Genomic DNA, 26,039 nt, shown 5'->3' on the forward strand with positions numbered 1-26,039 from the left:
CTGGGGTATGAACGTTGACGACCTGATCCTGGTGAGCATCGATGACCACGTCGTGGAACCGCCCGACATGTTCCTGCGACATGTCCCGGCGAAGTACAAGGACGAGGCGCCGATCGTGGTGACCGACGACAAGGGCGTCGATCAGTGGATGTATCAGGGCCGCCCGCAGGGTGTCAGCGGGCTGAACGCGGTGGTGTCGTGGCCGGCCGAGGAGTGGGGTCGGGATCCGGCCGGGTTCGCCGAGATGCGGCCGGGTGTGTACGACGTGCACGAGCGGGTCCGCGACATGAACCGCAACGGCATCCTGGCCTCGATGTGCTTCCCGACGTTCACCGGGTTTTCCGCACGCCATCTCAACATGACCCGCGAAGACGTCACCCTGGTGATGGTGTCGGCCTACAACGACTGGCACATCGACGAGTGGGCCGGGTCCTATCCGGACCGCTTCATCCCGATCGCGATCCTGCCGACGTGGACGCCGGAGGGGATGTGCAACGAGATCCGCAGGGTCGCGGCCAAGGGGTGTCGAGCGGTGACCATGCCGGAACTGCCCCACCTCGAAGGCCTTCCGAGCTATCACGACGCAGAGTACTGGGGCCCGGTGTTCCGTACGCTCTCCGAGGAGAACGTGGTGATGTGCCTGCACATCGGGACCGGCTTCGGCGCGATCAGCATGGCGCCCAACGCCCCGATCGACAACCTGATCATCCTGGCCACCCAGGTCTCGGCGATGTGCGCACAGGACCTGTTGTGGGGTCCGGCGATGCGCAACTATCCGGACCTCAAATTCGCCTTCTCCGAAGGCGGAATCGGCTGGATCCCGTTCTACCTGGACCGTAGCGACCGCCACTACACCAACCAGAAGTGGCTGCGACGCGACTTCGGGGACAAGCTGCCGTCCGACGTGTTCCGCGAGCACTCGCTGGCCTGCTACGTCACCGACAAGACATCGTTGAAGCTGCGCCACGAGATCGGCATCGACATCATCGCGTGGGAGTGCGATTACCCGCACTCAGACTGCTTCTGGCCCGACGCGCCCGAGCAGGTGCTGGCCGAGCTCGACGCCGTGGGGGCATCGGATTCCGACATCAACAAGATCACCTGGGAGAACTCCTGCCGGTTCTTCAGTTGGGACCCGTTCAAACTCACTCCCAAGGAGCAGGCGACCGCGGGTGCGTTGCGCGCCAAGGCAACCGACGTCGACGTCTCGATCCGGCCGCGCAAGGAGTGGGCGCGGCTCTACGAGCAAAAGCAGCTCGCCCGGGCGTGAGACCTGACGTGCGCGTCGTTGGCTGACGCGCACTCAGGGGCGGCCGGCCGCGTCGCCACGCGGTGGGTCTCCGAGCCGGAGTCGTTGCACCGAGGCAAGAATCGATGCCACGCCGATGCTCAGGAAAAGCACACCCAGCACGAGGAAAATCAGGCCGCCGTGCGCGAAGAAGGTGTAGCCGCGCACGATGCCGAGCGCGATGGCGACGACTCCGCCGAGGATCAGCCAGCGGGCCTGGCGGACGGTGGTCGGAACGAGACTGTTCATCACTGGTGGCTGCGACCCTGCGCTCACCACACCAGTCCGCGGACCATTTCGGCCGGCGGAATGTCCTCGACGGCGATGATGCCCTGCGGGGCGCGGCACACCCAGTCGATGACGTTGACGACGCGGGCCGCGGTTGAGACGCATCCGGCCTCGGTGACATCGAGTACTGGATGAGACAGCAGCGTATTCACTTCGATGCGCGGCTCGCCTTCCACGATCACCTTGTGGACGCCGGAGTGACCCTCGGGTGGGTACTCCCAGTCCGGCGCGGCCGCCGGTGTGAGCCGGGTGGTGTGCTCGACGGTGATCAGGGGCGCGCCGCCGCGGATTCCCTCGGCGGCGAACCGCACCCCGGCGAGCCCCCCGGGTTCGACGGTCATCATCTTGCATTCGATGCGCCGGTCGGCGTACCAGGGCTCGAATCGCTGCGTGACATCGTCGAGTTCGACACCGAGGTGGTGGGCGATATTGCGCACCAGCCCACCGAACATCGTGGTGATGACCCCGGGCTGGAATGCCATCGCGAGCTCGTCGTCGGCAGTGGTGCCGAATCCCATTGCGGTACCGGTGTACTCGTAGTCGTCGTAGTTCCCGTAGTCGAAGACTTCCTGCACCGTGACCGATTCGGCACGGGTCACCAGGCTCAACGCGGCCAGTACCGCGGTGTCACCGGAGTATCCCGGATCGATGCCGTTGACGTAGAGCGACGAATTGCCCGCCGCGCAAGCCTCTTCCAGTGGCACCCGCAGCCAGTCGTCGATCTGCCGAGGTGTCACCAGCCATACCATCGATGTGCCGACCACGTTGATCCCGGCGGCCAGGAAGCGCGACATCTCCTCGATCGCCTCCATCGGCCGCGTCTCGCCCAAAGCGGTGTAGACGACGCAATCCGGCTTCAGCGCGATCAACGCGTCGATGTCGTCGGTCGCGGTGACGCCGGTGGGATCGCTCAGTCCGCACAACTCGGCGGCGTCGCGGCCGATCTTGTCCGGGTTGGCGGCGTGCACCCCGACAAGCTCGAGATCGGGCCGCCCGATGAGCGCCCGCAACGAGTGCTGCCCGACGTTGCCGGTGGAAAATTGGACCACTCTGCGCATCTCGCGTCCATTTCTATCAGTAGTCGGGTATGGGCAGTGGCAGGTTGTTCGAGTCGATTCCGCCGTCGACGTGGAAGATGGCGTTGGTCGCGTAGCAGTCCTTGGTCGATAGGTAGACACAGAGCCGACCGAGATCCTCGACGTCGCCGAGTCGATGCAGCGGCGTGAGCGAGAGCATCGTGTCCAATGCCCCCGGCATCATATCGAGGCCGGATTGCAGTCCCTCGGTGGCGAACGAGCCGAGTGCGATGGCATTGACGCGGATCTTCGGCGCCAACTCCTGGGCCATCGCCCGGGTGAGCGCTTCGAGCCCACCCTTCGCGACGCAGTACGCGGTAAGCGCGCGGATACCGAAACGTGCTGAGCCCGAGGAGATGTTGACAATGTTGCCGTGGCCGGCCTCGATCATGTGACGGGCGGCGAGTTGACTCATGATGAACGCCGACGTGACACACCAGTCGAAGGTGTGCCGGAAGTCCTCGTCGGTGATGTCGAGAAACGACCCGAACGTCGAACCGCCCACATTGTTGATGAGGATGTCGATGCGCCCGAACTCTTTCATTGCCGTGTTCACCACGCGCTCACCGTCCGGTCGGCTCATCGCGTCGGCCACCAGGGCCAGCCCCTTGCCACCCGAATCCTCGATGCCCTTGATTGTTTCCACGATGTCTGATTCGGTACGTGCCGTGCCGACGACCGTGGCGCCCGCTTCCGCGAGCACCCTCGCGATACCCTCGCCGACTCCCTTGCCGGCTCCGGTGACGATCGCGACCTGCCCGGCGAGGTTGAACTGTTCCAGCGCCATCGCAGACTCCTTCCGAAATTGACTGCAGTCAATCACACGTGTCAATACCCGACCGGTATTGCTATCGTCGGGTCATGGCCGTGGTGGACAAACCCTCAGCGCGCGAGGCGAAACGCCTGCAAACCCGCGAGCGGCTGATGGGAGCCGCCATCGCCGAGTTCAAGCGGTCGGGGATGGCCGAGGCCGACGTGGGAGCGATCGTGGCCGCCGCCGGGGTCGCGCACGGCACCTTTTTCTTCCACTTTCCCACCAAACAGCACGTACTGCTCGAGTTGGAGCGCAGGGAAGAGGAGCGCATCGCCAAGCAGCTCGGTCGGTATGCCGATTCCGCTCGCAGCCTGTCCGCTGTGCTCCAGGAGGCCGTTCGACTGGTGCTGGGACTCGAGCGCCGTCTGGGCGCGATGCTGTTCAAAGATTTTTTGGCGCTGCACTTTTCCCAGACGCGACCCACTGACGAGAGCGATGAGCACCCGGTCATCGTCAGGGTCGCTCAGGAGATCGAACGTGCGCAGAAAGCGGGTCGGGTCGCACCCGACGTCAGCCCGATGAACAGCGCGGTGTTCTTCCTGCTCGGTCTCTATGCGCTGTTGACCACCACGCATGAGTGGCCGACGCAGGGCTCGATGCTCGACGACTATGTGGCAAGGACATTGCGCGGCATCGAAGCCCGATGATGGTTGACTAAAGTCAGCCACACTGCAAAGCTCATGCGCTGAGCGATGCAGGAGGTGGCCCTTGACCATGCCCGCGAATGCTGCGACCACAAGCGGCCTCGACGAGCACATGGAGCGATCGCGCCAGGTGCAACGACAGGCCGACAAGTGGCTGATCGCGGGCAGCATTCTCATCGGCACGGCCGCACTCGGCGTGTTCGGCCTGCCGCTCTTCTTACGCGGTGTGTGGATTCTGCGTAACGCGGCACGGGAGGGCCTGACCGTTCGGCCGATGTTGGTGACGCTGCTCGGCTATTGCGTCATCGTCGACGCCGCGATCAACGTCTTCGGATGGGCGCTGGATCTGGTGGCCCACCACACGTTGTTGGCCCGAGTCCTGTTGAACGGCTGGGGCGCGATGTTCGACGCCGGGTATTTCTGGCACTACAACGAACTGTGGCTCGGCGGTGCGGCGGGTCCCGGCGAAAAGGCGCTCGAGGTCGGTCTCATCCTCACCGTCTTCTGCATGCGGATCGCCGCGGCGATCGGCTTCCTGCAGATGAAGCGGTGGGGGCACCAGTGGATGATCATCACCTGCTGGATGGGTGTGGTGATCTGGTGCGTGTACGTGTTCAACATGACCATGTACGCCGACGTGCGTTATGCCGGGGTGATCCTGCCGGTGGTCGGCTGGTGGATCTACGACATCTTCTACATCACGCCATTCCTGGCCATTCCCTACTTGCACTCGGTCAATCGCGAGATCTTCTCCGATTGACGTCTCGACTGACTTCACTCATTGACTTGGGTCAGTAACTACGTTACAAATAGCGAATCATGACGGCACAGGCGAACGCGTCGACGCGTGAAGCGCGGCGGCTGCAGACGCGGGAGCGCATCCTCGCCGCGGCGATCACCGAGTTCACGCGTGCCGGTATGGCCGGGGCGGACGTCAACTCGATCGCGAGGGCCGCAGAGGTCGCACACGGGACGTTCTTCTTCCATTTCCCGAGCAAGGAACATGTGCTCCTGGAGTTGGAGCGCCGTGAGGAATCGCGGATCGCGGACGAGTTCGCCGGTTTCCTGCAGCAGCGTCATGATCTGGCCGCCACCCTGACCGAGCTGGTGGATCTGGTCACCGGCCTGGAGCAGCGGTTCGGCCCGATACTGTTCAAAGAGATACTGGCGCTGCACTTCTCACCTACCCGTCCACACAAGGACGAGTGGACCGACCACCCGGTCATCGTCTTGCTCGTCCGCGAGCTGGAGCGGGCGCGCGGCGATGGTGAGGTGCATCTAGAGGTCGACGCGTTCTACAGCGCAACGTTCTTCCTGCTCGGCATCTACGGGGTGCTCACCACCACGGACAACCCCGGTACGCGCGACACGATGCTCACCAAGCTCGTGGCGACCGCCGTTCATGGGCTGGAGGTGCGATGACCCGATCGCACAAACGACGACACGACAGAGGAGTGCACAGTGTGGGCCTGGATCTGGGAGATATTGCGATACGTCGGCGCCTGGGGCGGAGCCGCCCTCGTCATCTGGTTCTGGTACTGGATGTTCTCGAGTCTGGGCACGTTCTAGGGCCACGATGACCGAACTGTCCGACGCGCACGCGATGGCGATCGAACGCAGCTGCGCCGTGACCGCCGTCGCGCTGAGCGACAAACGTCGCGAGGGTGTGCGCCTGGTGACCGGCGAGCACCGCCAGTTCAGCCTGAGCGGATCGTTGGACTACGTGCAGGTGCCGTACCCGTCACTGGGCCGCGACTGGACGCGCAGAACACTGACCTGCGGTGTGGCTCTGCAATGTTCGCCGTCCAAGGATCGGGTCGTCGAGTTCCGGATCAACGAATTGTCCGCACGCGAGCTCCGGGCACTGACGCTCGTCGAGGCCGGCGTCGCGCTCGGGTGGGTTGGCGCCAACTGGCCGGGGCTGCTGGCAGAGATGCGGCGCCTGTTGCCGAATGTTGAAGCGCTGCCGCAGGACACCACCGTCGAGTCCATGCTCAACCGCGCAATCTCGTTGGCGCGCACGAGCGATCCGCTGTCGGTGCCGTCGGTGGTCGGCAGGTTGCCGTCGGCCTACACGGTGCCGCAGAGCCTGTCCGACAAGATGCGACGCACCTTCGGCCGGATGCCGTGGACCACGACGCAGAAACGCCTGCCGCGCCCGTACTCCGTTCCTGTCGGCGGCGACGGCGGTGTGCGCAACCCGAACCTGCCCCCGCCGAGCCGGCCGCAGGACAACGATATGGACGTCACTCCCGAGCACCGGCCCGGCATTCCGTATCCAGAGTGGAACGCATGGACCAAGAGCTTCATGCGAGACCACGTGGCGGTCCTGGAACGCCCCCATCCCAGCCGGGACCGCCAGCCGGGCGCGGCGTCGGCGGACCTGCGGAAGTGGTTCACCGAGCACACCCATCGCGCGATGACGAACCGTCTCGAGGACGGTTCCGATCTGGACGTCGAACAGTACGTGCGCCACTACATCGACCTGACCACCGGTGAGGCCGTCGAACCGCGTATCTTCCGCGAACTCCTGCCCAGCAGCCGCGACGTCGCGACCGCGCTTCTGCTGGACGGCAGTTCGTCGCTCGGTGTGCACGGGGGCCGGGTCTTCAAGCTGGAGCTGGCATGTGCTGACGCGCTGTCGCGGGCGATGACGCATGCGCGGGAGCGTCACGGCATCTTCATGTTCACCGGCAACACCCGCCACCGTGTCGAGGTGAACTGCCTCAAGGACTTCGAGGACCGGCGGTTCGTGCCGCCGAGCCGGCTGGGACTGTCCGCCGGCGGCTACACCAGGCTCGGCGCACCCCTGAGGCACCTCACGAGCCGGTTGCTCGCGCAGCCCTCCGAGCGGCGACTGCTCATCGTCATAGGAGATGGCCTGATCTCCGACGAGGGCTACGAAGGCCGCTACGCATGGGCCGACGCCGCCCACGCGGTCGAAGAAGCCGCCGAAGCCGGAGTGTCCATCTACTACGTCGGCGTCGGGCCCACCCGGGTGGACCCGCTGCCAGAGGTCTTCGGACCGCGGCGATCCCAACGCATACGACGGGTCGAGGACCTCCCGCGCGTCCTTGCACACGTGCACCGCGAACTGGTCGCCGCATGAACCATCACCACCCGAAGGAGCTGCATCCATCGTGACAACCGACACCTACTACTCGAACGGCAACGAGGTTCAGCTGTTCGAGCAGGCATACCACCAGCGGCTGCCGGTGATGCTGACCGGTCCGACCGGGTGCGGTAAGACGCGCTTGGTCGAACACATGGGGGCGCTGCTGCGTAGGCCCGTCGTCACCATCAGTTGCCATGACGACCTGACCAGCTCGGACCTCGTCGGCCGGTTCATGGTGACCGGAGGCGACGTCGTGTGGACCGACGGGCCGCTCACCCGGGGTGTGAAGGCCGGCGCGATCTGCTATCTCGACGAGGTGGTGGAGGCCCGCCACGACTCGCTGGCCATCCTGCACTCTCTGACCGATCATCGCCGCGCCCTCTATCTCGACCGCGCCGGCGAGGTGGTCCGAGCGCCCGACACCTTCATGCTGGTGTGCTCCTACAACCCGGCCTACCGCAGTTCGCTCAAGGAGCTCAAACCGTCGTTCCGCCAGCGCTTTGTCACGCTTCCGATGACCTACCTTCCACCGGACCGTGAGGCCGAGGTGATCGTCGCGGAGGCGGGCATCGAGTTGGCGACCGCTCGACGACTGGTCGCCTGCGCCACCGCGATCCGCACCGCCGATGAGGCGTTCCACTTCGAGCCGCCGTCAACGCGTGTCCTCGTCACCGCCGCGCAGTTGGTCGCCGCCGGCGCAACGGAATTAGATGCCGCCGAAGCGTGCATCCTTGCGCCGCTCTCCAGTGACGGCGCGGTCACCGACGGCTTACGTGAAGTGGCAGTGGCCAGCCTGACCACGGCTGACAACCCGAATTCCACACGCTAGGAAGGAGTCCCGCGTGGACCCGAAGGAGAAGCAGCGCAAGAAGGCGCTCATCATCCTGCAGATCGTCATCTACGGCTATCTGCTGGCAATGTTCCTGATCCAGCTCTATATGTCCTTCGACCGCGGATGGTGGTCGCTGTGACCACCACGGCGACAGTCAGTCTCGAGGACCACCACGAAGAATCCCGGCTCGCGCAACGCCGGGCCGACAAGTGGATGATCATCGGTGCCGCACTGATGGGCATGTGGGCGCCCGGCCTCATCGGGTTCCCGATCTTCATGCGCGGAGTCTGGCTGCAACGCCAGGCCGCGCGCGCCGGGCTGTCGGTGCGGCCGATGATCGTCACCCTCATCGGCTACCTGGTGTTGATCGACGGCATGCTCAACAGCCTGGGCTGGGCGCTGGATCTGGTGGCCAACCACACGCTGATCAACCGCGTGCTGATGATCGGCTGGGGCCACATGTTCGACGCCGCGTACTTCTGGCACTACAACGAACCCTGGGTCGGCGGATCCGCGGTGCCCGGCGAGAAGGCGTATGTCGCGGGCCTGATCCTCACCGTCTTCGCCATGCGGTGCGCGGCGGCGATCGGCTTTCTGCAGATGAAGCGGTGGGGTCACCAGTGGATGATCATCACCTGCTGGATGGGCGTGGTGATCTGGTGTGCCTACGTGTTCAACATGACGATGTACGCCGACGCCCGCTACGCCGGTGTGCTGTTCCCCGTCATCGGCTGGTGGATCTACGACATCTTCTACATCACCCCGTTCCTCGCGATCCCGTATCTGCACACGGTCAATCGCGAAATCTTCTCCGACTGAACGCCAGGAGCACACCATGACGCCTTCACCGTCCTCGTCCACCGACGAAAAAGACCCCGCAGAGGATCTGCCCCCGGGCACCACGCCCTACTACGCGCGCATGCACAAGTACATCAAGCGCGCGGTGCTCGTCTGCCTCATCGCCCTTGTCATCGAGGGAGCGTTCACACTGCCGTTCATGGCGGTGTGGTACGGCTACCCGACCCTGAGCCTGACCGAGATCTGCAGCGGTTTGCTCAAGGTCCGCTATTCCGACGACACGCTCGAGTGCAAGGTCCCGTACCCGATGCTCGGGCCCCCGGAAGGCGCCGAAGGCAAGGACACCGCGCGCGACGAGTGGGGCATCCAACCGGTTCCCAAGTACGACCGGATCGGATTCCGCGAACTGGTGCGCATTCACGAGGAGAGCGAAGCCCGCAAAGCGGCGCAACAGCAGCAGGATTCGGCCCCGTGAGTCGAAGGTCGCCGGAGCAGCACGCGGAGAACTGGGATCTGCGCCACGAGGACTTCAACGATGAGGAGTTCCTCTACGACGTGTACGCGGTGATGCGCCGAAACGCGCCCTTCGCCCATACCGATTCGCCGTTCCTGAGCGCGACGCCCGGCGGCGCATGGGTCGCGGTGCGCTACGAGCAGTGCTACAAGATCCTGCAGGATTGGCAGCACTTCTCCAGCAATCCGACACCGGAGGCCTCCGAGCACCTCGCGGGCGACCTGGTCATCACGTTGGATCCCCCGCGGCAGCAGAAGTTCCGCAAGGTGCTCAACCCGTACTTCTCGCCGGCTCGGATGAAGGCGCTTCGACCTCAGATACGTGAGGAGACGGACCGGCTGATCGACGGCTTCATCGAGCAAGGCGCAGGAGATCTGGCCGAGGTGGCTTGGCGGCAGCCCGGCGTCGTGTTCTTCAAATACCTACTCGGTATGCCGATCGACGATGTCCCGCTGTGCATCGAGCTGACCGACACCGCGCTCAACGGGGCGACCGAGGACTCGCGCATGGCGGCATGGGGCGGGCTCTATCAACACATCCACGACGCGGTCGCAGCGCGCAGCACCGAGCCGGAGCACGATGACATGATCGATGTGCTGCTGTCGGCCGAGATCGACGGTGAGAAGCTGCCGTTCGCCGATGTCGTCTCCAACGCGATGTTACTGGTGCAAGCGGGCCTCGAGACCACCGCCAATGCAATGTCATTCGCCTTTCATCACCTGGCCACTCACCCGGCGGAACGCGACCGGTTGGCCGGGGACCGCGAGATGCTGCCCCGCGCCGTCGAGGAGTTCATCCGGTTCGGGGGATCGATACACGGAATTCCCCGAACGGTCGCGAAAGAGGTTGAGCTGGGAGGGCATACGTTCCGCCCCGGCCAGTCGGTCATCGTCAACTACGCCTCCGCGAACCGGGACGAGCGTGAGTTCCGAGACGCCGGCCGGTGCATCCTCGACCGTCGCGAGAACCGCCATCTCGGATTCGGTGCGGGTGTCCATCGATGCCTCGGTTCGAATCTCGCGCGCTTGGAGTTGCAGATCGGCATCGAGCAGGTGCTGGCGCGGATGCCGGATCTCGCCATCGACCCGGATGCTTCGCCACACTTTCACGGAAGTTCGGTCACGCGCGGTTTTCGTTCGGTGCCCGTCGTCTTCAGCCCCGCCGAACGGTCCGCGGCATGACGTATCGGATCGTTCAGTGGACGACGGGAAATGTCGGCAAGCGATCCGTCCGCGCTGTCGCACTGAACCCGCACCTGGAGCTGGTCGGGTGCTACGCGTGGTCGAAGGACAAGGTCGGCCGCGATGTGGGGGAGCTGTGCGGCATCGACGCGCTCGGCGTGTCCGCGACCGATGACATCGATGCACTGGTGGCGCTGGAGCCGGATTGCGTTGTCTACAACCCGATGTTCGCCGACGTCGACGACATGGTGCGAATACTGAGCGCCGGCATCAACATCGTCTCCACGTCCGAGTTCATCACCGGACATTTCTTCGGCGATGACCGCGACCGCATCGTCGGGGCCTGTCGGGATGGCGGCTCAACCATCTTCGGCAGCGGCATCAACCCGGGGTTCATCCAACTGTTCGCCGTCATCTCGGCCGGGCTGTCGGAACGTGTGGACAAGGTCTCGGTCGTGGAGGCCATCGACACCACCATCTACAACTCGCCCGCCACCGAAGAGCCCATGGGCTTCGGGTATCCCATCGATCTGCCGGAACTGAAGTCGATCACCGAAAAGGGCTCGGCGATCTTCCGCGACGGAGTTCTTCTCGTGGCCGACGCGCTCGGCGTCGAACTCGACGAGGTCCGGTGCGACGTCGCCTACGCCCAGACCACCGAAGACCTACACCTGCCCGGGGACTGGCTGATCGCGAAAGGCTGTGTCGCCGGGGTGGACGTCGCCTGGAAAGGCGTCATCGGCGATAAGGAGGTCGTCGAGATCCGCGGTCGGTGGCGCAAGGGGCAGACCCTGGAACCGGATTGGGAACTCGACATGGGCTACACCGTGGAGGTTCAGGGCACGCCGACGATCAAGACCACCCTGAGCTTCCTTCCACCCGAGGGATTCGTCGGCGAGACGTTGGACGACTACATCATGCTGGGCCTGTCGATTGTCGCGATGCCGGCGATCACCGCGATACCCGCCGTCGTGGCCGCACCTCCCGGCATCGCCACGTACAACGATCTGCCGCTTCTGCTTCCGAGGGGAGTGCTCAATGCCTGACAAAACGTACCGGGTCATTCAGTGGATGACGGGCGACGTCGGTCAAGTCGGAGTGCGACATTTCACGCAGTGCCCGATATTCGACCTCGTCGGCGTGTTGGTGCACAGCAAGGACAAGGTCGGCAAGGACGCCGGTGAGATCGCAGGCATCGGACCGACCGGAGTGGCCACGACCGACGATGTGGAGGCGATGGTCGCACTCGACGCCGACTGCGTGTTCTACACGCCGATCATCATGGACGTCGACACCGTGTGTCGGCTCCTGCGCTCGGGCAAGAACGTCGTCACCACCAGTGGCTTCTTCCATCCGACCGAACGGTTTCGCGAGGGCGGCGACAAGATCCGGGCGGCATGTCAGGACGGCGGCACATCGTTCCACGCCGGTGGCATCCATCCCGGTTACGCGGGCGACATACTTCCGCTCACGCTTGCCCGCGTCGCCAGCAGGGTCGACAGGATCGAGGTATGGGAAGTCGTCAATGTGCTGACCGATGCCCCCATGGACCACATCGACTGGATGGGGTTCGGCAAGGACAAGGGCCAGTTCCTCTCGGAGCCAACGATTCTCGGTCTGGGTGTGCCGTTCTTCGCGCAGTCGATGCACATGGTCGCCGACGGTCTCGGGGTGACCATCGACGACGTGACCGCCGCGGACGTGAAGGCCGCCGTCGCCACCGAGGACATCGCCCACGACGAAGGCGCGATCCCTCGGGGAACGGTTGCCGCACAACACCACGAGTGGACCGCCTGGGTCGACGGCAACCCGTTGATCGTGTACCACGCCATCTACCTGACCGCCGGCCCCGATCAACTCGACCCCGCGTGGGATTGGGGAAGGACCCGCTATCGCATCGTCATCGAGGGTGACCCGCCCACCGAACTCACGATGCACGGTTTGGTGGCAGCGGACGGGACCATGACACACCCGGGCTACACGTGGACCGCGATGGGTGCCATCAACGCCATTCCCGACGTCTGCGACGGCCCGCCCGGTTGGCTGACCCACCTGGACCTCGGCCTCGTCCGCCCGCGTGGACTGGTCCGGAAATGACCGCCGAACCACTGCAGTTGCACCACGTCGTGTTCGCGGTGGCACCGGAACGGCGGGTCGCGATGGCGTCGCTGTTCGCCGACCTCGGCTTCGCATTCGAAGAAGCCGAACTGACCGAACTCGGCGTACGCGTCCACCTGGATTGGAACCGGGGGATCGAGCTGATCAGCCCGCTTCCCGGCTCGACGGCCTCGGTGGCGAACTACGTCAACGACTTCCTCGAGCGTCGGGGTGACGGTGTCTACACGGTGGTGCTGCGGGTGCCCGACGCCTCGGCGGCGGAATCGGTCGCGCAGCGCTACGGCTCGACCACCCGCTTCCGCCAGGGCTTCTCCGGAGAGGGTTCGTATCTCGACGAGATCGACCTGTCGGTCCTGGGTCTTCCGCTGACGTTTCTGGCCACCAACGTGTCATGAGCGAGGGTTCGGGGTTGACGCAGGTCCTCTACGAGGACCTGCCGATGGCGCGGGACCGCGGTGCGGGCTGGGCCAAGCTGCGCGACCTCGGCCCGCTGCTCTACGGCGAGGGCTGGTATTACTTCACCCGCCGCGAGGATGTGCTTGCCGCACTGCGCGATCCGGAAACGTTCTCGTCGAGAACCGACTACGACGACATGATCAGCCCGGTGCCCCTGGTGCCGCTGGGGTTCGATCCTCCCGAACACACCCGCTACCGCCGGCTCCTGCATCCGTACTTCAGCCCCCAGACGCTGAGCGCGCTGCTGCCGTCGCTGCAGGCGCAGGTGATCGACATCATCGACGAGATCGCTGGCCGTTCCGAGTGTGAAGTGATGGCCGATCTCGCGATCCCGTATCCCTCGCAGGTCTTCCTCACCCTGTTCGGCCTTCCGCTCGACGACCGCGAACGGCTGATCGCCTGGAAGGACGCGATCATCGCGGTCAGCCTGGCGACCGATCCCAACAGCGTGGACCTGACCCCGGCAGCCGAACTCTTCGGCTATCTCACCGAAGCCGTTCAGACACAGCGGGAGTCGCCACAGGTGGGCATACTGTCCGACGTGCTCCACGGCGAGGATGCGCTGTCCGACGCGGAAGCCACGGGGATGTCGCTGGTGTTCGTCCTCGCGGGCCTGGACACCGTCACCGCCTCGATCGGCGCCGCGATGCTGGAGCTGGCCCGTCGCCCGGATCTGCGCCGGCACCTGCGCGAGAACCCCGACCACGTCGGCGCGTTCGTCGAGGAGGTGATCCGGTTGGAGCCCGCGGCGCCGGTGCTCGGGCGCGTGACCACCCGGCCGGTGACCGTCGCGGGCGTCACCTTGCCGGCCGGATCACAGGTTCGACTCTGTGTCGGCGCGATCAACCGTGACGGAAGCGATCCCCACTCCGGCGACGACCTGGTGATGGACGGCAAGTTGCACAAGCACTGGGGCTTCGGTGGCGGTCCGCACCGATGCCTGGGAGCCCACCTGGCCCGGATGGAGCTGAGGCTGGTGGTAACCGAATGGCTTACGCGCATATCGGATTTCGACCTGATCGAGGGCTACGTCCCGGAGATTACGTGGCCCTCGGCGACCTGCTCGCTGCGAGAGCTCCCCCTGAGGATCCGCGCGGGGACGGCGCCATGACCCTCGGAGCGGCCAAACCCAGCGTCTTCGACGCCGGACTGCCGACGCTGACCTACGACATCACAGCGACCCCCCAGGAGATCTACCCTCAGTTCCGCGCGGCGCAGCAGGAAGCGCCGATCGCGCTCGGCCCGATCGGCCCGGAGGTGCTGTCCTACGAACTGGCCAGGACCGTTCTGCGTGACCCGCGCTTCGGAATCCCGCAGGGCATACACCTGTCCGCACATGGGATCACCTCAGGGGAGTTGTGGGACAGGGTGACCCGCAGCATCCTGAATATGGACGGCGAGGAGCACCGCCGATTGCGCGGGTTGGTGTCGAAGGCATTCACGCCACGCGGGACGGCGCGCATGGACCCCACCATCCACACCGTGGTCAACGAACTGATCGACCGAGTCGACGCCCGCGGCCGGTGCGAATTCGTCGACGACATCGCCAGGCCGTACCCGATCCCGGTCATCTGCGCGCTTTTGGGCGCGCCCCGCCGGGATTGGCAGCGGTTCTCCCGGTGGGCCGAGGACATCTTCAAGATCGTCAGCTTCGACTGCGATCTGGCCGAGGAAGAGCCGGTGGTCCTCAAGGCGTGGGACGAATTCGACGCCTACATCGACGAGATGATCACCCATCGGCGCGAGGACCTCACCGACGATCTGCTCTCCGAGCTGATCCGCACCGAAGACGACGGCGACCGACTCAACGCGGGGGAGCTTCGCATGCTGGCGTTCAGCATCCTGATCGCGGGCACCGACACCACCCGAAGCCAACTGGCGGCGTCCATGCAGGTGTTGTGCGAGCATCCCGAGCAATGGGAGCTGCTGCGCGACCAACCCGGACTCGCGATGTGCGCCGTCGAAGAGACGATGCGACATTCGCCGTCGATGTGCAGCACCGTGCGCAGCGCCATTCACGACGTCACCATCGGTGAATACACCTTCCCCGCGGGCACATTCATCATCGTGAACACCTACGCGGCCAACCGCGATCCGGCCATCTACGATGATCCGACCCTTTTCGACATCACCCGTGCCGATCCGCCACCGATCCTCACCTTCGGCGGCGGCGCACACTACTGCCTGGGTGCCAACCTCGCCCGACGCGAGCTCTGCGAGGCCCTGGTCATCATCGCGCGACGCATGCCGAACCCGCGCGTCACCGGGCCGGCACCGTGGAAGCCGCTGTTGGGCATGAGCGGACCGACGAGCCTGCCGATAGAGTTCGGCTGATGCGTTACCTGATCGACCCCGACGTGCTGCACGGCGTCGCTGCCCAGCTCGTCGGACTGCCCACCGGCGAACTGACCAGCCGCGCCGTCGAATTGCTCGCCGAGGCGTACCCCGACCTCATTGATGCGGAACCCGGACGGTGGGTGGCGAGCAAAGCAGGCGGAATCCTGGGCAAGGTCCGGTTCGTGTACTTCAGTCCGCGCGAGTACATCGTGATCTTCGGTTCGCCGACGGGCACGCAGGGCTTCTCCGGACGCTACAAGCGGGTGCAGATTCACAAGTTCCTGATGGCCGGACGTATCGACTCCTACGACCTGGAATCCGACGACAGCGCCGCGATGACGTTGCTCCCCGGTGAACGCACATGCCTGGACAAGGGTCAGGCGCGGGGCCTGACGATCCATCCCGGTTCGTGGCACATCGAATACGGACGCGGCGCGGTGGCGACCACCCTGCCGTTCGCGATGGTCGACACGCTGCTGGTGTCACTCGAATGGGAGTCGGTCCGCCGCTCGACGGTCGAGTTCGCGCGGTTGATCCGCGGCCGGCCGCGTCCACGTACCCGGTAGGAAACACGCCGATATCGCCGAGATCACCGAGACGGCAACCAGATAGGCCACGATCGAGTCGCTGGTCCTCGTCGCCGCGTACAGCGCGGTGGCGATGGTCGGGGCGAACGCCGAGCCCACCACTTGGGACAGCGTGTAGCCGATCGAGACCCCGCTGTAGCGGACGTCGGGATCGAACGCCAGACTGAACAACGAGCCGGTCACGCCGGCGGCCGGCGCCATCGCGAACCCGAACACCAGCAGAAGCGCGACACCGAAGAGCAGCGCGCTGCCGGTGTTGATCAGCGCGAAGGCCGGGCCGATCGACATGCCCATCAGGATCACCCCGGCCAGGAAGACGGGCTTGCGGCCCAGACGGTCGGAGAGCGCACCGAACATCGGGTAGGTGGCGACCGCTACCACCGCCGCCACGGCCACCCCGAAAAGCGCTTGCGTACGGCCGATCCCGGCAACCGTCGTACCGTACGACACCAGATACGCCACGCAGATGTACGCGAACACCCCTTGAGACAAGTACGCGCCGGCGACCAGCAGGATCTGCTTCCAGTGCCTGCGAAACGCGTCGGCGATCGGCATGCGCACCACTTGTGCGCGCTGCCGCAGCGCCGCAAAGTCCGGGCTCTCCGATATCGACAGCCGGATCACCAGGCCGATGACGATGAGCAGGGCGCTGGCCACGAACGGGATGCGCCATCCCCACGCCAAAAACTGGTCGTCGGGGAGCCGCGACACCGCCCAGAACGCCAGCGTCGCGCACGCTGTCCCGGCAGGCGCACCCATCTGCGGGAAGGCCCCGTAGAGCCCCTTGCGCCGGTCCGAAGCGTGCTCGACGGCCATCAGCGTCGCACCACCCCACTCGCCTCCGACCGCGAAACCCTGCGCCAGCCGCAACACGGTCAACAGGATCGGGGCCGCGAGACCGACCTGGGCATAGGTCGGCAGAAGGCCCATCAGCACCGTCGCGATCCCCATCACGAGCAGCGAGTAGACGAGCATCTTCTTGCGCCCCACCCGGTCCCCGAAGTGACCGAACACCACACCGCCGAGAGGACGGGCGACGAACCCGACGCCAAAAGTCGCGAACGACAACAGCAATCCCGTCGCAGGGGACACGGCCGGAAAGAACAGCTCCGGGAAGACCAGCGCGGCTGCGGTGCCGTAGATGAGGAAGTCGTAGAACTCGACCGTTGTTCCGATGAAGCTGGCCAGCCCCACGCGCATCGGCGAGACCGGTGAAGACACCGTCGACATCCTTCGATTGTGTGCCATACCCGATTTCGGTGCACCCGGTTGCGGTGACCGCAACGAAATACCCCGAAATCGCCGCCCACGCGTGCGCTATGTGTGCACCGTCGCTCGCAGCGGCCGCCGCGCGGTTTCCCGCATCGTCAACAGCGTCGCAAGGGTGACGGCGGCGGCGGCGATCACGTAATAGGCGGGAGCGATTTCATTGCCGGTGCGGTCGACGAGCCACGTCGCCACATACGGCGCGGTCCCGCCGAAGATGGCGACCGACATGTTGTAGCCGATGGAGTATCCGCTGGAGCGGACTCTGGTGGCGAACAGCTCTGCGCCGGCGGCCAAGGATGCCGACACGAAGACCGACTCGAGCGCCGCCAGGGTGGCGTGGGCGGTGACCGCGGCGGCCAGCGAGCCCGAATTCAGCAGTAGGAACAGCGGATAGGCGAAGAGGGCGAAGCCTATGGCACCGGAATACAGCAGCGGCTTGCGCCCGATCCGGTCGGAGAGCGCGCCCAGTGGCGGGATCAGGATGATGGCCACCATGCTGGCGACGGCGATCGAGACGAACGCGTCAACCTTGGTGAACTCGAGTGTCTCGGTGAAATACGTTGGCAGGTAGGTGAACACGATGTAGAAGCCGACGTTGTGGATGACCACCAGGCCGGCGATCTGCAGGATGGGCCGCCACGAGGTGCGCAGCGCCTCGCGCAGCGGTGACGTCGCGACCTCACCTTGCTCGCGCAGGTTCTCGAACTCCGGTGTGTCTTTCAACCGCAGCCGGATGTAGAGGCCGACGACACCGAGCGCGCCGGCGATCAGGAAGGGGATCCGCCAACCGTAGGAGTTCATCGCCGGTTCGGACAGGAGGGTTTCGAGACCGGTGACCGTCAGCGCACCGAGAAGGAAACCGACGACCACCGACCACACCAGAAACGACACGATGAAGCCGCGGTGCCTGTCGGTGGCGTATTCGGCGAGGAAGCAGGCTCCGCTGCCGTACTCGCCGCCGGCCGAGAAGCCCTGCAGGCACCGCAGGAACAGCAACAGCAGCGGTGCGGCCACGCCGATGGCGTCGTAGCTGGGGACCAGTCCGATGGCCAGAGTCGAGGCCGACATCAGCAGAATCACCAGCGCGAGAACGCGTTGGCGGCCGATCCGGTCGCCGAGTGGGCCGAAGAAGAACCCGCCCAAGGGCCGCATGAAGAACGCGGCGGCGAAGACGGCGAATGTGTTGAGCAGCGCGGCGGTCTCGTCACCCGGCGGGAAGAACTTCTCGGCGATATAGGTCGCCAACAACCCGTAGATGGCGAAGTCGAACCACTCCACGGCGTTGCCGATCGACGCGCCGACAACGGCTTTCCGAATGGCCTCCGAGTCCGCGGTGCGCGCAACCATGCCGCTGTATTCCCCGACGGTGCGCGTCTCTAACCAGGCTCGGCGGCCGGTGTCCACATCTGGGTGGGGGCGGATCGGCCGCGCAGGGTTTCCGATCCCCGTGCCTCCCAGCGCCGTCGTTCCGCCGTGCTGGCACGTTCGAGCGCGCTGCCTGAGCACAGCGCTCGCGCGGGAAACTCCTTGGCCCGGTCGGCCAGTCGGGCCGCCTCGTTGACCGCGTCCCCGACAACGGTGTATTCGTACCGGTTCTCCGCGCCGATGTTGCCCGCGAAGACGGGTCCGGCCGAGACCCCGATGCCAAAGTCGAGTGGCAGGCGCTGCAGATCGGTGACCAGATCGCGTGCGGTCATCAGCGCCGCCGACGCTGGATCGTCGACGCGCAGGGGAGCACCGAAGACGGCGAGTGCCGCATCGCCTTGGAATTTGTTGATCAAGCCGTGCCGCTGATCCACGGCCGCGACGACGATACGGAAGAACTCGTTGAGCAGTTCGGCGACCTCGGCGGGCTCGTGGGTGGCCGCCAACGGGGTGGACCCGACCAGATCGATGAACAGCACCGCGACGTCACGTTCGTCGCCGGACAACGACTCGTTCTCCTCGATGGCTCGCCGGACCACGTCCTCGCCGACGTGGCGGCCGAACAGGTCGCGCAGCCTGTCACGTTCACGCAGCCCGGCCACCATACGGTTGAAACCGCGTTGCAGACGGCCGATCTCGGACCACTCGTAGACCTCGACGGACCGGTCGATTTGCCCGCGCTCCACATCGGCCATCGCCTGGACGACTTCCTGAACGGGGTCGGAAATCGACATGGAGGTCAGGATCAGTGAACGCAGACCGAGCACGACCGCGACCAACGCGAGCACGATCAGCGCCAACTCGATGGCCGCGGTCTCCTCGAGAAGCCATCCGTTGTTCCGCATGATCAGCAGTGCGGCGATGGCGACGCCCGGCAGTGCGGTGCACACGGTCCACATCAGCAGCAGCCGTGCCCGGACTCCGGGCGCCGTCAACGTCGGCGTGCTGGAATCGACTGCCACGCTGGCCAATACGGGTCGCAACGTTCGTAATGTGAACAGGAAGCCGGTGCACACCGTGGCGATCGTCCCGAAGAGCATGGCCGATCCGATCACCGCCAGCGCCTCGGATCCGGCGTCGAGGTTCAGTGGTACCAGGACCGCGGCGGTGAGGATCCACGGCGCCACCGTGGCCGCGGCCTGGCGGCGCATCATCGTCAGCGTCGACCGTCGTTCGGCGGCGGTGGGCTCGCGCCCCGCGCGCAGATACCGCAACGCCGGGAGCAGGATGTAGGCGGCACTGACGCCGACGGTGGCGGTACCGACCGCGAGCAGTGCCGCCGCGGTGATCACATTCTCGGGAGTGACCACGTCGCGACCGCCCAGCAATCCGACGATCGCGATGACCTCGACCGCAGTCAGCAGGTAGGCCGACGCAAGCCCGGCCACATACCGGGTGAGCAGGCGGCGCGGCCTCACCCAGAGGAAGGTATCAGTCGCTCGCGGGCAGGGGCTTGGCTTCTTTGAGAGACAGTGGCGTGGTGCCGACGCTCAGCGTTCCGGCACCGGCCTTCGTCACCAGGACTTCGGCGCCGTTGTCGTCGACATAACGCTTGCCCATCGCGTTGCCGTCAGAGAATTCGGGGTCGATCTGAACGTCGGTACTCTTCTCGGCATCCAGGGGCACCATCGGAACGCCGCCCGCGCGCAGATCGTCGAGGCTGTCCGAGCTGCGCACGACGATCACCTGGGTGTCGCACACCTGGCTCTGCAGTCGCGTGCCGTTCTTGATCATGCTGGGCTCCTTGCTATCTGGTGGCTGTCAACTCGGCGATCAGTTCTCGACGCAGCACCTTGCCGGTCGCATTGGTCGGCAACTCGTCGCGGAACACGACGCGGTCGGGGGTTCGCGATCCGCGCAACTGGCGCCGCACATACTCGCGCAGCTCCTCGGGGTCCGGGTTCGCGGGGCCGTCCGGACTGTCGGCCGGGACCACGACCGCGACGATGATCTGACCCCATTGCGGATCCTCGGGCCCCACCACGGCGCAGTCGCGCACCGCCGGATGTTCGACGAGCACGTCCTCGATCTCGGCGGGTGCGATGTTCTCCCCGCCGCGGATGATCGTGTCGTCGGAACGCCCGCCGATGAAGAGATAACCGTCTTCGTCGAGCATCGCGATGTCTTTGGTGGGGAACCATCCGTCACCGTCGAGCACCGAGCCGATCTCGGTGTAGCGGCCCGATACCTGCTCGCCGCGGACGAACAGTTCCCCGGTCTCGCCGGGGCCGAGCACCTCGCCGTCGGCGTTGCGGATCTGTACTTCGATCCCTGGCACCGGCTGGCCGACCGAGCCCAGCCTGCGCAGGATGGCCTCGTCGGACGAGGAGAGCGCCTCGCGGTGGTCGTCGGGCCCGAGCACCGCGATGGTCGAGCTGGTCTCGGTCAACCCGTAGGCGTTGACGAAGCCGACCTCCGGCAACAGTGAGAGCGCCTTGCGCACCAACGGAAGTGGCACCTTGGAGCCGCCGTACGCCAGGTTGCGCAGGGTGGGCAGGGCCACGTTCTCCGTTTCCAGGGCGGTCACGATGCGGTCCAACATCGTCGGCACGACCGTCGCCGACGTCACGCCCTCGTCGCGCACCAGCCGGATCCATTCCCTGGCGTCGAACTGCGGCAGGTACACCATCTTTCGCCCGGCGTAGAGGTTGGACAACGCGGCGCTGACACCGGCGATGTGATACGGCGGGACGCAGATCAACGCGGCGTCGCCGGGCTCCGCGGAATCGAACTCGACCGTGCCGGTGATGTAGCTGGTGAGGTTGCTGTGCGTCAGCTCAACGGCTTTCGGGCGCGATGTGGTACCGGAGGTGAACAGCACGACCCCGACGTCTTCCGGATCGGGGAACTCCGCGGCCGGATCGCTGGTTCGCGCGCCGTCGAGGAACTCGTCGGAACCGATGACCTGCTTGCCCGCGCCGGCGACCATATCGAGGTATTCGGCGTCGGCGACGACGAGCGGTTGGGGGAGGCGATCGATGAGCTCACGAAGGCCGTCGGCGCTGAGCCGGTAGTTCAGCGGCGTCACCGGCACCCCGGCGCGAGCCGAGGAGAACAGCAGAAGGGGCAGCATCGCGCCACCCATGCCGACATAGGCGACGTGGGAAGCGCCGGACTCGGCGATGATGCCTGCCCCGCCGTCCGCCAGGGCGCTCAACTCACCTGTGGTCAGCCGCAATCCACCCGACACCACGGCGGTGCGGTCCGGATTGCTCGAGGCCATCTCGAGCAGCAGTGAGATGCTCATGATTTGTCGACGAAGATATCAAGGATGGGGTCGTCCCCACCGCCGTAGCGCGACAGGTCTGTCACGCCGGACTCGGCGAGCAGTTCGGAGTCGATGAAGCATTTGCCGTTCACATCGGCCGGGGGGCGCGACAGGATCAACGCGGCCGCGTCACCCATGATCTGTGGGTCGCGCGACCGGTCCAGCATTTCCTGGAAGCCGGGAGCGTTGGCGACCGCAGACGTCGCGATGTAGGTCTCGGGCCACAGGCAGCTGAATCCGATGCCGGTTTCCGCGTACTCGGCGGCCCACCCCAGCGAGAGCAGAGTCATTCCGTACTTCGACAGGGTGTAGGAGGGGTGAGCGCCCAACCAGTGCGGGTTCATGTTCAGTGGCGGTGCCAGCGTGATCACGTGCGCGCCTGCCGGCTCCGCTCCCTGGGCGCGTGCCGCGGACTTGCGCAGGTACGGCAGCGCCGCCTTGGTGAGCAGGAACGTGCCGCGCACGTTGATGTCCATCATCAGGTCGAACTTCTTGGCCGCCAATTGCTCCGTGGGCTCGGTGGCGATGGCGCTGGCGTTGTTGACGACGACGTCCACCCCGCCGAAATGCTCGACGGCCGCATCGACCGCACGTTGCACGTCCTCTTCTTTTCGGACGTCGCCGACCACGGCCACACCCTTGCCGCCGGCGGCCTCTACCTCGGCGACTGCGGTGTGCACCGTGCCCGGCAGCTTTGGATGCGGTTCGGCCGTCTTGGCCAATAGCACGACGTTGGCGCCCCGCCTGGCCGCAGCGAGGCCGATTGCGAGACCGATGCCGCGACTGCCGCCGGAGACGACGAGCGTGCGGTCAGTGAAGGCGGACATGGACCTCCTTTGGCTGCGACCTGCGTCGCCCCACGATGCTAGCGGACCTCGAATACAGGCGGTATTGGCGTTCTCATTTTACGCAAGTGCCATATTCGCTGTGTACCGGGTCTTCGCAGGCTTTCGACGGTGGGGGACGCCCCTTCTCCGGTGCACGTTTCCGGCCTGCGGTATTGGCATTCTCATTTTTTGCAAGTACGTTATCCGTGATGAGCGAGCCAGTACAGACCCCGTCGGGGATCCCGCTCGAGCCGGTGTATGGGCCGACGGACCGGGCGACGGAACCGCCTCCGCCGGGCACATATCCGTTCACGCGCGGGAACTTCGCCACGGGATACCGCGGGAAGACGTGGACGTTCCGGCAGTACTCGGGGTTCGGGACGGCCGAGGAGTCCAATCGGCGTTACCGCTACCTGCTCGACCAGGGCGGAACCGGGCTGTCAGTGGCGCTGGACCTGCCCACGCAATGCGGCTACGACTCCGATGACCCCGAGTACGGCGAAGAGGTCGGCCGGGTCGGCGTCGCGGTCGACACGCTCGCCGACGCGGAGATCCTCTTCGACGGCATCCCGCTGGACAAGATCAGCACCAGCTTCACGATCAACGGCACCGCCGCCATCCTGCTGGCGTTCTACGTCGCCGCCGCAGAGAAGAAGGGGGTGCCGCGGGCCAAGCTCACCGGCACCATCCAGAACGACATCCTCAAGGAGTACGCATCGCGCGGCACGTGGATCTGGCCGCCCGAACCGTCGCTGCGGCTGATCGCCGACACCATCGAGTTCTGCGCGGCCGAGGTGCCCAAGTTCAACGCGATCTCGGTTGCCGGTGCGCACTTCCGCGACGCGGGCGCCAACGCGGTGCAAGAGATGGCGTTCACCCTCGCCGACGGCGTCACCTACTGCGACACCGTCGTTGAACGCGGGCGCATGACGATCGACCAGTTCGCACCGCAGATCTCGTTCTTCTTCTACACCCACGGTGACTTCTTCGAGGAGATCGCCAAGTACCGCGCCGGACGGCGACGCTGGGCGACGATCGTGCGCGAGCGCTACGGGGCCTCGTCGGACAAGGCGTCGATGTTCCGATTCGGCTGTGTGGCCGGTGGCGCATCGCTGTTCGCGCCGCAGGCCCAGAACAACCTCGTCCGCGTCGCCTATGAAGCGATGGCCGCGGTGCTCGGTGGCGTGCAGTCGATGTTCACCGCGGCGTGGGACGAACCGTTCGCACTGCCCAGCGAGGAATCGGCGACCCTGGCGTTGCGTACGCAGCAGATCCTCGCCTACGAGACCGGCGTGACCAAGGTCGCCGACCCGCTCGGCGGGTCGTACTTCGTCGAGGCGCTCACCGACGCGACGGAGGAGAAGATCATCGAGATCATGCACGATCTCGAAACCCACGGCGGTATGGTCCGTGCGATCGAGGACGGATACCTGCAGGGCCTGATCGCCGACGAGGCGTTCAAGATCCACCAGGAGATCGAATCGGGCGAGCGACCGGTGGTCGGGGTCAACAAATTCGTCTCCGACGAGCCGCCGCCCGAGATCGCGACCTACGAACTCGATGCCGAGGGCCGCGATCTGCAACTCAAGCGGCTCGCGAAGGTCAAGGCCGAGCGCGACGCCACCGCGGTCTCCGCATCACTGGCGGCGCTGGCGCGCGCGGCCGATGGTGACGACAACCTGATGCACAAGCTGGTCGACTGCGCCAACGCTTACTGCACTGTGGGAGAGATGGTTTCGACGTTGAAGTCGGTGTGGGGCGAGTTCCAGCAGCCGGTGGTGTTCTGATGGCGGACTCTTCAACGACCGGCCCGGTGCGGGTCCTGGTCGCCAAACCCGGCCTTGACGGGCACGATCGCGGCGCCAAGATCGTCGCGCGGACGCTGCGCGACGCGGGCTTCGAGGTGATCTACACCGGAATCCGGCAACGCATCGAAGACATCGTGTCGATCGCCCTGCAGGAAGACGTTGCCCTGGTAGGGCTTTCGATCCTGTCCGGCGCGCACGTGGCTCTCACCACGCGCACGGTCGAGGCGCTGCGCGCGGCCGATGCCGGCGACATCGCTGTCGTCGTCGGTGGCACCATCCCACAGGGCGATGTGCCCAAGCTCCTGTCCGCGGGCGCGGCTGCGGTGTTCCCCACGGGCACGTCGCTGGACACGCTGGTCGACGAGGTCCGCAAGCTGACATTGAGCGAGCAATGACTCCCTCGCCGCTGAACTCCCGGAGGAAGAACTGACATGCGCCTTGGCGTGATGATCGGGGCCGAACGCGGCGATATGGCGCGCAAGGTCAACAAGCTGGTCTCCGATATCGAGTGGGCCGAATCCGCGGGAATGGATACCGCATGGATGCCGCAGGTGCCCAACGACTTCGACTGTCTGACCATGGTTGCGCTGATGGCCGCGCACACCTCGAAGATCGAGCTCGGCACCGCGGTGGTGCCGCTGCAGGCGCAGCACCCGATCGCGCTCGCGCGTCAGGCGCTGTCGGTGCATGCGGTGGCGGGCGGGCGGCTCGCGCTCGGGGTGGGACCGTCGCACCACTGGATCGTGCGCGACATGCTCGGCATCCCCTACGAGAAGCCGGCCGCGTACACCCGCGACTATCTCGAGGTGCTCAACGCCGCACTCGCCGGCCCCGGCGACGTCGACGTCGAAAACGACACCTTCACGGTGCACAACCCGACGGTCCTCGGCGCGGAGAACCCGCTGCCGGTCCTGGTGGCCGCGCTGGGTCCGGTGATGCTGCAGATCGCCGGGGAGCGCGCCGACGGCACCGTGCTGTGGATGGCCGATGAGAAGGCCATCGGCGAGCACATCGCCCCCAAGATCAACAAGGCTGCCGCCGAGGCAGGCAGGCCCGCTCCCCGCATCGTCGCGGGGATACCGGTGTGCCTGTGCGCGAATTCGGAGATCGAAGCCGCCAAGGACCGGGCGAACCGCATCCTCGCCGAAGCCGAGACGTCACCGAACTACCAGCGACTGCTGGCCCGTGGCGACGCCCGCGACGTCGGCGATCTCTGCGCGGCCGGTGACGAGGAAGCGATCCTGGCACGCTTCAAGCGATTCGCCGATGCGGGGGTGACGGACCTGTCGGTCCGGCTGCTGCCGATCGGCGACAACCGAGACGAACTGATCGCGTCGAAGTACCGGACGCGTGAGGTGATCGCGGAATTAGCCAAGCAGGTGCGGTGAGCGGCC

General features: G+C 65.8%; 28 protein-coding genes. 19 read left to right on the forward strand and 9 right to left on the reverse strand.

The features are described 5' to 3' along the window. Nucleotides 1-7 precede the first annotated feature (7 nt). Nucleotides 8-1,270, forward strand: coding sequence for an amidohydrolase family protein (locus AU072_RS05680; protein WP_064412882.1), 1,263 nt, complete (start codon nucleotides 8-10; stop codon nucleotides 1,268-1,270). A gap of 33 nt (nucleotides 1,271-1,303) precedes the next feature. Here the strand turns inward: AU072_RS05680 and AU072_RS05685 are convergent, their stop codons facing one another. Genes AU072_RS05685 through AU072_RS05695 form a run of 3 tightly spaced genes read right to left on the reverse strand, consistent with a single transcriptional unit; the run spans nucleotide 1,304 to nucleotide 3,439 of the window. Beyond that, nucleotides 1,304-1,537: a hypothetical protein gene (locus tag AU072_RS05685; protein ID WP_064412883.1), complete on the reverse strand. Its 234-nt coding sequence runs from the start codon at nucleotides 1,535-1,537 to the stop codon at nucleotides 1,304-1,306. A gap of 23 nt (nucleotides 1,538-1,560) precedes the next feature. After that, nucleotides 1,561-2,634 carry an NAD(P)H-dependent amine dehydrogenase family protein gene (locus tag AU072_RS05690; RefSeq protein ID WP_064346471.1) on the reverse strand — a complete coding sequence of 358 codons (1,074 nt, stop codon included), beginning with the start codon at nucleotides 2,632-2,634 and terminating at the stop codon, nucleotides 1,561-1,563. A 16-nt stretch (nucleotides 2,635-2,650) separates the two neighbouring features. Beyond that, nucleotides 2,651-3,439 (reverse strand): SDR family NAD(P)-dependent oxidoreductase, encoded by a 789-nt coding sequence (locus AU072_RS05695; RefSeq protein WP_064405471.1) that lies wholly within the window; start codon nucleotides 3,437-3,439, stop codon nucleotides 2,651-2,653. A gap of 74 nt (nucleotides 3,440-3,513) precedes the next feature. Between AU072_RS05695 and AU072_RS05700 the strand changes: the two genes are divergently transcribed. The 15 genes from AU072_RS05700 to AU072_RS05765 all read left to right on the forward strand — a co-directional run bounded on the left by AU072_RS05700 (nucleotide 3,514) and on the right by AU072_RS05765 (nucleotide 16,027). Beyond that, on the forward strand, nucleotides 3,514-4,113 hold the full coding sequence (locus AU072_RS05700) for a TetR family transcriptional regulator (RefSeq protein ID WP_064346473.1): 600 nt from the start codon (nucleotides 3,514-3,516) through the stop codon (nucleotides 4,111-4,113). Nucleotides 4,114-4,222: 109 nt separating this feature from the next. After that, nucleotides 4,223-4,870 carry a hypothetical protein gene (locus tag AU072_RS05705; RefSeq protein ID WP_231745160.1) on the forward strand — a complete coding sequence of 216 codons (648 nt, stop codon included), beginning with the start codon at nucleotides 4,223-4,225 and terminating at the stop codon, nucleotides 4,868-4,870. 59 nt (nucleotides 4,871-4,929) lie between these two features. Beyond that, entirely contained in the window at nucleotides 4,930-5,532 is a 603-nt protein-coding gene (locus tag AU072_RS05710; RefSeq protein ID WP_064412884.1) for a TetR/AcrR family transcriptional regulator, read from the forward strand. Nucleotides 5,533-5,686: 154 nt separating this feature from the next. Continuing rightward, nucleotides 5,687-7,219 (forward strand): nitric oxide reductase activation protein NorD, encoded by a 1,533-nt coding sequence (locus AU072_RS05715; protein WP_064412885.1) that lies wholly within the window; start codon nucleotides 5,687-5,689, stop codon nucleotides 7,217-7,219. 31 nt (nucleotides 7,220-7,250) lie between these two features. After that, nucleotides 7,251-8,054 carry a CbbQ/NirQ/NorQ/GpvN family protein gene (locus AU072_RS05720; protein WP_064346477.1) on the forward strand — a complete coding sequence of 268 codons (804 nt, stop codon included), beginning with the start codon at nucleotides 7,251-7,253 and terminating at the stop codon, nucleotides 8,052-8,054. A gap of 13 nt (nucleotides 8,055-8,067) precedes the next feature. Beyond that, nucleotides 8,068-8,196 carry a hypothetical protein gene (locus AU072_RS28755; RefSeq protein WP_255361544.1) on the forward strand — a complete coding sequence of 43 codons (129 nt, stop codon included), beginning with the start codon at nucleotides 8,068-8,070 and terminating at the stop codon, nucleotides 8,194-8,196. Then, the gene (locus AU072_RS05725; RefSeq protein WP_064346478.1) at nucleotides 8,181-8,876 is read left to right on the forward strand and encodes a hypothetical protein; all 696 of its coding nucleotides are present in this window, start codon (nucleotides 8,181-8,183) and stop codon (nucleotides 8,874-8,876) included. Before AU072_RS28755 ends, AU072_RS05725 begins: the two co-directional genes overlap by 16 nt. 16 nt (nucleotides 8,877-8,892) lie before the next feature. Next, nucleotides 8,893-9,330, forward strand: coding sequence for a hypothetical protein (locus AU072_RS05730; RefSeq protein WP_064412886.1), 438 nt, complete (start codon nucleotides 8,893-8,895; stop codon nucleotides 9,328-9,330). Beyond that, nucleotides 9,327-10,550, forward strand: coding sequence for a cytochrome P450 (locus tag AU072_RS05735; RefSeq protein WP_064412887.1), 1,224 nt, complete (start codon nucleotides 9,327-9,329; stop codon nucleotides 10,548-10,550). The genes AU072_RS05730 and AU072_RS05735 overlap by 4 nt, the downstream gene beginning before the upstream one ends. Beyond that, on the forward strand, nucleotides 10,547-11,596 hold the full coding sequence (locus tag AU072_RS05740) for an NAD(P)H-dependent amine dehydrogenase family protein (protein WP_064412888.1): 1,050 nt from the start codon (nucleotides 10,547-10,549) through the stop codon (nucleotides 11,594-11,596). The genes AU072_RS05735 and AU072_RS05740 overlap by 4 nt, the downstream gene beginning before the upstream one ends. Continuing rightward, nucleotides 11,589-12,647 carry an NAD(P)H-dependent amine dehydrogenase family protein gene (locus AU072_RS05745; RefSeq protein ID WP_064412889.1) on the forward strand — a complete coding sequence of 353 codons (1,059 nt, stop codon included), beginning with the start codon at nucleotides 11,589-11,591 and terminating at the stop codon, nucleotides 12,645-12,647. Before AU072_RS05740 ends, AU072_RS05745 begins: the two co-directional genes overlap by 8 nt. Next, nucleotides 12,644-13,063 carry a VOC family protein gene (locus tag AU072_RS05750; RefSeq protein WP_064412890.1) on the forward strand — a complete coding sequence of 140 codons (420 nt, stop codon included), beginning with the start codon at nucleotides 12,644-12,646 and terminating at the stop codon, nucleotides 13,061-13,063. The genes AU072_RS05745 and AU072_RS05750 overlap by 4 nt, the downstream gene beginning before the upstream one ends. Then, nucleotides 13,060-14,235 (forward strand): cytochrome P450, encoded by a 1,176-nt coding sequence (locus AU072_RS05755; protein ID WP_064412891.1) that lies wholly within the window; start codon nucleotides 13,060-13,062, stop codon nucleotides 14,233-14,235. Before AU072_RS05750 ends, AU072_RS05755 begins: the two co-directional genes overlap by 4 nt. Further along, nucleotides 14,232-15,458, forward strand: a complete 1,227-nt coding sequence (locus tag AU072_RS05760) for a cytochrome P450 (protein WP_064412965.1) — start codon at nucleotides 14,232-14,234, stop codon at nucleotides 15,456-15,458. The genes AU072_RS05755 and AU072_RS05760 overlap by 4 nt, the downstream gene beginning before the upstream one ends. Next, nucleotides 15,458-16,027 carry an isomerase gene (locus AU072_RS05765; RefSeq protein ID WP_064412892.1) on the forward strand — a complete coding sequence of 190 codons (570 nt, stop codon included), beginning with the start codon at nucleotides 15,458-15,460 and terminating at the stop codon, nucleotides 16,025-16,027. Before AU072_RS05760 ends, AU072_RS05765 begins: the two co-directional genes overlap by 1 nt. Here AU072_RS05765 and AU072_RS05770 read toward each other — a convergent pair. The 6 genes from AU072_RS05770 to AU072_RS05795 all read right to left on the reverse strand — a co-directional run bounded on the left by AU072_RS05770 (nucleotide 15,944) and on the right by AU072_RS05795 (nucleotide 22,837). Then, on the reverse strand, nucleotides 15,944-17,278 hold the full coding sequence (locus AU072_RS05770) for an MFS transporter (protein ID WP_120270959.1): 1,335 nt from the start codon (nucleotides 17,276-17,278) through the stop codon (nucleotides 15,944-15,946). The genes AU072_RS05765 and AU072_RS05770 overlap by 84 nt on opposite strands. 87 nt (nucleotides 17,279-17,365) lie before the next feature. Beyond that, nucleotides 17,366-18,664: an MFS transporter gene (locus AU072_RS05775; protein WP_064412967.1), complete on the reverse strand. Its 1,299-nt coding sequence runs from the start codon at nucleotides 18,662-18,664 to the stop codon at nucleotides 17,366-17,368. A 29-nt stretch (nucleotides 18,665-18,693) separates the two neighbouring features. Further along, entirely contained in the window at nucleotides 18,694-20,160 is a 1,467-nt protein-coding gene (locus AU072_RS05780; RefSeq protein WP_064412893.1) for an adenylate/guanylate cyclase domain-containing protein, read from the reverse strand. Between the two features lie 13 nt (nucleotides 20,161-20,173). After that, nucleotides 20,174-20,476 carry a hypothetical protein gene (locus AU072_RS05785; RefSeq protein WP_064346487.1) on the reverse strand — a complete coding sequence of 101 codons (303 nt, stop codon included), beginning with the start codon at nucleotides 20,474-20,476 and terminating at the stop codon, nucleotides 20,174-20,176. Between the two features lie 13 nt (nucleotides 20,477-20,489). Continuing rightward, nucleotides 20,490-21,989 (reverse strand): class I adenylate-forming enzyme family protein, encoded by a 1,500-nt coding sequence (locus AU072_RS05790; RefSeq protein ID WP_064412894.1) that lies wholly within the window; start codon nucleotides 21,987-21,989, stop codon nucleotides 20,490-20,492. Next, a complete protein-coding gene (locus tag AU072_RS05795) occupies nucleotides 21,986-22,837 on the reverse strand; it encodes an SDR family oxidoreductase (protein WP_064412895.1) in 852 nt (283 codons plus the stop codon). Before AU072_RS05795 ends, AU072_RS05790 begins: the two co-directional genes overlap by 4 nt. A gap of 209 nt (nucleotides 22,838-23,046) precedes the next feature. On the opposite strand from AU072_RS05795, the gene AU072_RS05800 reads away from it, so the two are divergent. Genes AU072_RS05800 through AU072_RS05810 form a run of 3 tightly spaced genes read left to right on the forward strand, consistent with a single transcriptional unit; the run spans nucleotide 23,047 to nucleotide 26,033 of the window. Then, nucleotides 23,047-24,624: a methylmalonyl-CoA mutase family protein gene (locus AU072_RS05800; protein ID WP_064412896.1), complete on the forward strand. Its 1,578-nt coding sequence runs from the start codon at nucleotides 23,047-23,049 to the stop codon at nucleotides 24,622-24,624. Continuing rightward, complete coding sequence (locus tag AU072_RS05805) at nucleotides 24,624-25,040, forward strand: cobalamin B12-binding domain-containing protein (RefSeq protein ID WP_064412897.1); 417 nt, start codon at nucleotides 24,624-24,626, stop codon at nucleotides 25,038-25,040. Before AU072_RS05800 ends, AU072_RS05805 begins: the two co-directional genes overlap by 1 nt. 36 nt (nucleotides 25,041-25,076) lie before the next feature. Beyond that, nucleotides 25,077-26,033 carry an LLM class F420-dependent oxidoreductase gene (locus AU072_RS05810; RefSeq protein ID WP_064412898.1) on the forward strand — a complete coding sequence of 319 codons (957 nt, stop codon included), beginning with the start codon at nucleotides 25,077-25,079 and terminating at the stop codon, nucleotides 26,031-26,033. The last annotated feature ends 6 nt before the right edge of the window (nucleotides 26,034-26,039 follow it).

The organism is Mycolicibacterium novocastrense (assembly GCF_001499835.1).
Lineage (GTDB): Bacteria > Actinomycetota > Actinomycetes > Mycobacteriales > Mycobacteriaceae > Mycobacterium > Mycobacterium novocastrense.

What these genes read in the sequence shown, in the direction of transcription:
- AU072_RS05760 (WP_064412965.1), top strand. Translation starts at nt 14,232, where the DNA reads ATGACCCTCGGAGCGGCCAAACCCAGCGTCTTCGACGCCGGACTGCCG.
- AU072_RS05810 (WP_064412898.1), top strand. Translation starts at nt 25,077, where the DNA reads ATGCGCCTTGGCGTGATGATCGGGGCCGAACGCGGCGATATGGCGCGC.
- AU072_RS05715 (WP_064412885.1), top strand. Translation starts at nt 5,687, where the DNA reads ATGACCGAACTGTCCGACGCGCACGCGATGGCGATCGAACGCAGCTGC.
- AU072_RS05730 (WP_064412886.1), top strand. Translation starts at nt 8,893, where the DNA reads ATGACGCCTTCACCGTCCTCGTCCACCGACGAAAAAGACCCCGCAGAG.
- AU072_RS05765 (WP_064412892.1), top strand. Translation starts at nt 15,458, where the DNA reads ATGCGTTACCTGATCGACCCCGACGTGCTGCACGGCGTCGCTGCCCAG.
- AU072_RS05690 (WP_064346471.1), bottom strand. Translation starts at nt 2,634, where the DNA reads ATGCGCAGAGTGGTCCAATTTTCCACCGGCAACGTCGGGCAGCACTCG.
- AU072_RS05770 (WP_120270959.1), bottom strand. Translation starts at nt 17,278, where the DNA reads ATGTCGACGGTGTCTTCACCGGTCTCGCCGATGCGCGTGGGGCTGGCC.
- AU072_RS05685 (WP_064412883.1), bottom strand. Translation starts at nt 1,537, where the DNA reads ATGAACAGTCTCGTTCCGACCACCGTCCGCCAGGCCCGCTGGCTGATC.
- AU072_RS05740 (WP_064412888.1), top strand. Translation starts at nt 10,547, where the DNA reads ATGACGTATCGGATCGTTCAGTGGACGACGGGAAATGTCGGCAAGCGA.
- AU072_RS05710 (WP_064412884.1), top strand. Translation starts at nt 4,930, where the DNA reads ATGACGGCACAGGCGAACGCGTCGACGCGTGAAGCGCGGCGGCTGCAG.
- AU072_RS05775 (WP_064412967.1), bottom strand. Translation starts at nt 18,664, where the DNA reads ATGGTTGCGCGCACCGCGGACTCGGAGGCCATTCGGAAAGCCGTTGTC.
- AU072_RS05695 (WP_064405471.1), bottom strand. Translation starts at nt 3,439, where the DNA reads ATGGCGCTGGAACAGTTCAACCTCGCCGGGCAGGTCGCGATCGTCACC.
- AU072_RS05805 (WP_064412897.1), top strand. Translation starts at nt 24,624, where the DNA reads ATGGCGGACTCTTCAACGACCGGCCCGGTGCGGGTCCTGGTCGCCAAA.
- AU072_RS05700 (WP_064346473.1), top strand. Translation starts at nt 3,514, where the DNA reads ATGGCCGTGGTGGACAAACCCTCAGCGCGCGAGGCGAAACGCCTGCAA.
- AU072_RS05680 (WP_064412882.1), top strand. Translation starts at nt 8, where the DNA reads ATGAACGTTGACGACCTGATCCTGGTGAGCATCGATGACCACGTCGTG.
- AU072_RS05800 (WP_064412896.1), top strand. Translation starts at nt 23,047, where the DNA reads ATGAGCGAGCCAGTACAGACCCCGTCGGGGATCCCGCTCGAGCCGGTG.
- AU072_RS05705 (WP_231745160.1), top strand. Translation starts at nt 4,223, where the DNA reads ATGGAGCGATCGCGCCAGGTGCAACGACAGGCCGACAAGTGGCTGATC.
- AU072_RS05795 (WP_064412895.1), bottom strand. Translation starts at nt 22,837, where the DNA reads ATGTCCGCCTTCACTGACCGCACGCTCGTCGTCTCCGGCGGCAGTCGC.
- AU072_RS05725 (WP_064346478.1), top strand. Translation starts at nt 8,181, where the DNA reads ATGGTGGTCGCTGTGACCACCACGGCGACAGTCAGTCTCGAGGACCAC.
- AU072_RS05790 (WP_064412894.1), bottom strand. Translation starts at nt 21,989, where the DNA reads ATGAGCATCTCACTGCTGCTCGAGATGGCCTCGAGCAATCCGGACCGC.
- AU072_RS05745 (WP_064412889.1), top strand. Translation starts at nt 11,589, where the DNA reads ATGCCTGACAAAACGTACCGGGTCATTCAGTGGATGACGGGCGACGTC.
- AU072_RS05750 (WP_064412890.1), top strand. Translation starts at nt 12,644, where the DNA reads ATGACCGCCGAACCACTGCAGTTGCACCACGTCGTGTTCGCGGTGGCA.
- AU072_RS05755 (WP_064412891.1), top strand. Translation starts at nt 13,060, where the DNA reads ATGAGCGAGGGTTCGGGGTTGACGCAGGTCCTCTACGAGGACCTGCCG.
- AU072_RS05785 (WP_064346487.1), bottom strand. Translation starts at nt 20,476, where the DNA reads ATGATCAAGAACGGCACGCGACTGCAGAGCCAGGTGTGCGACACCCAG.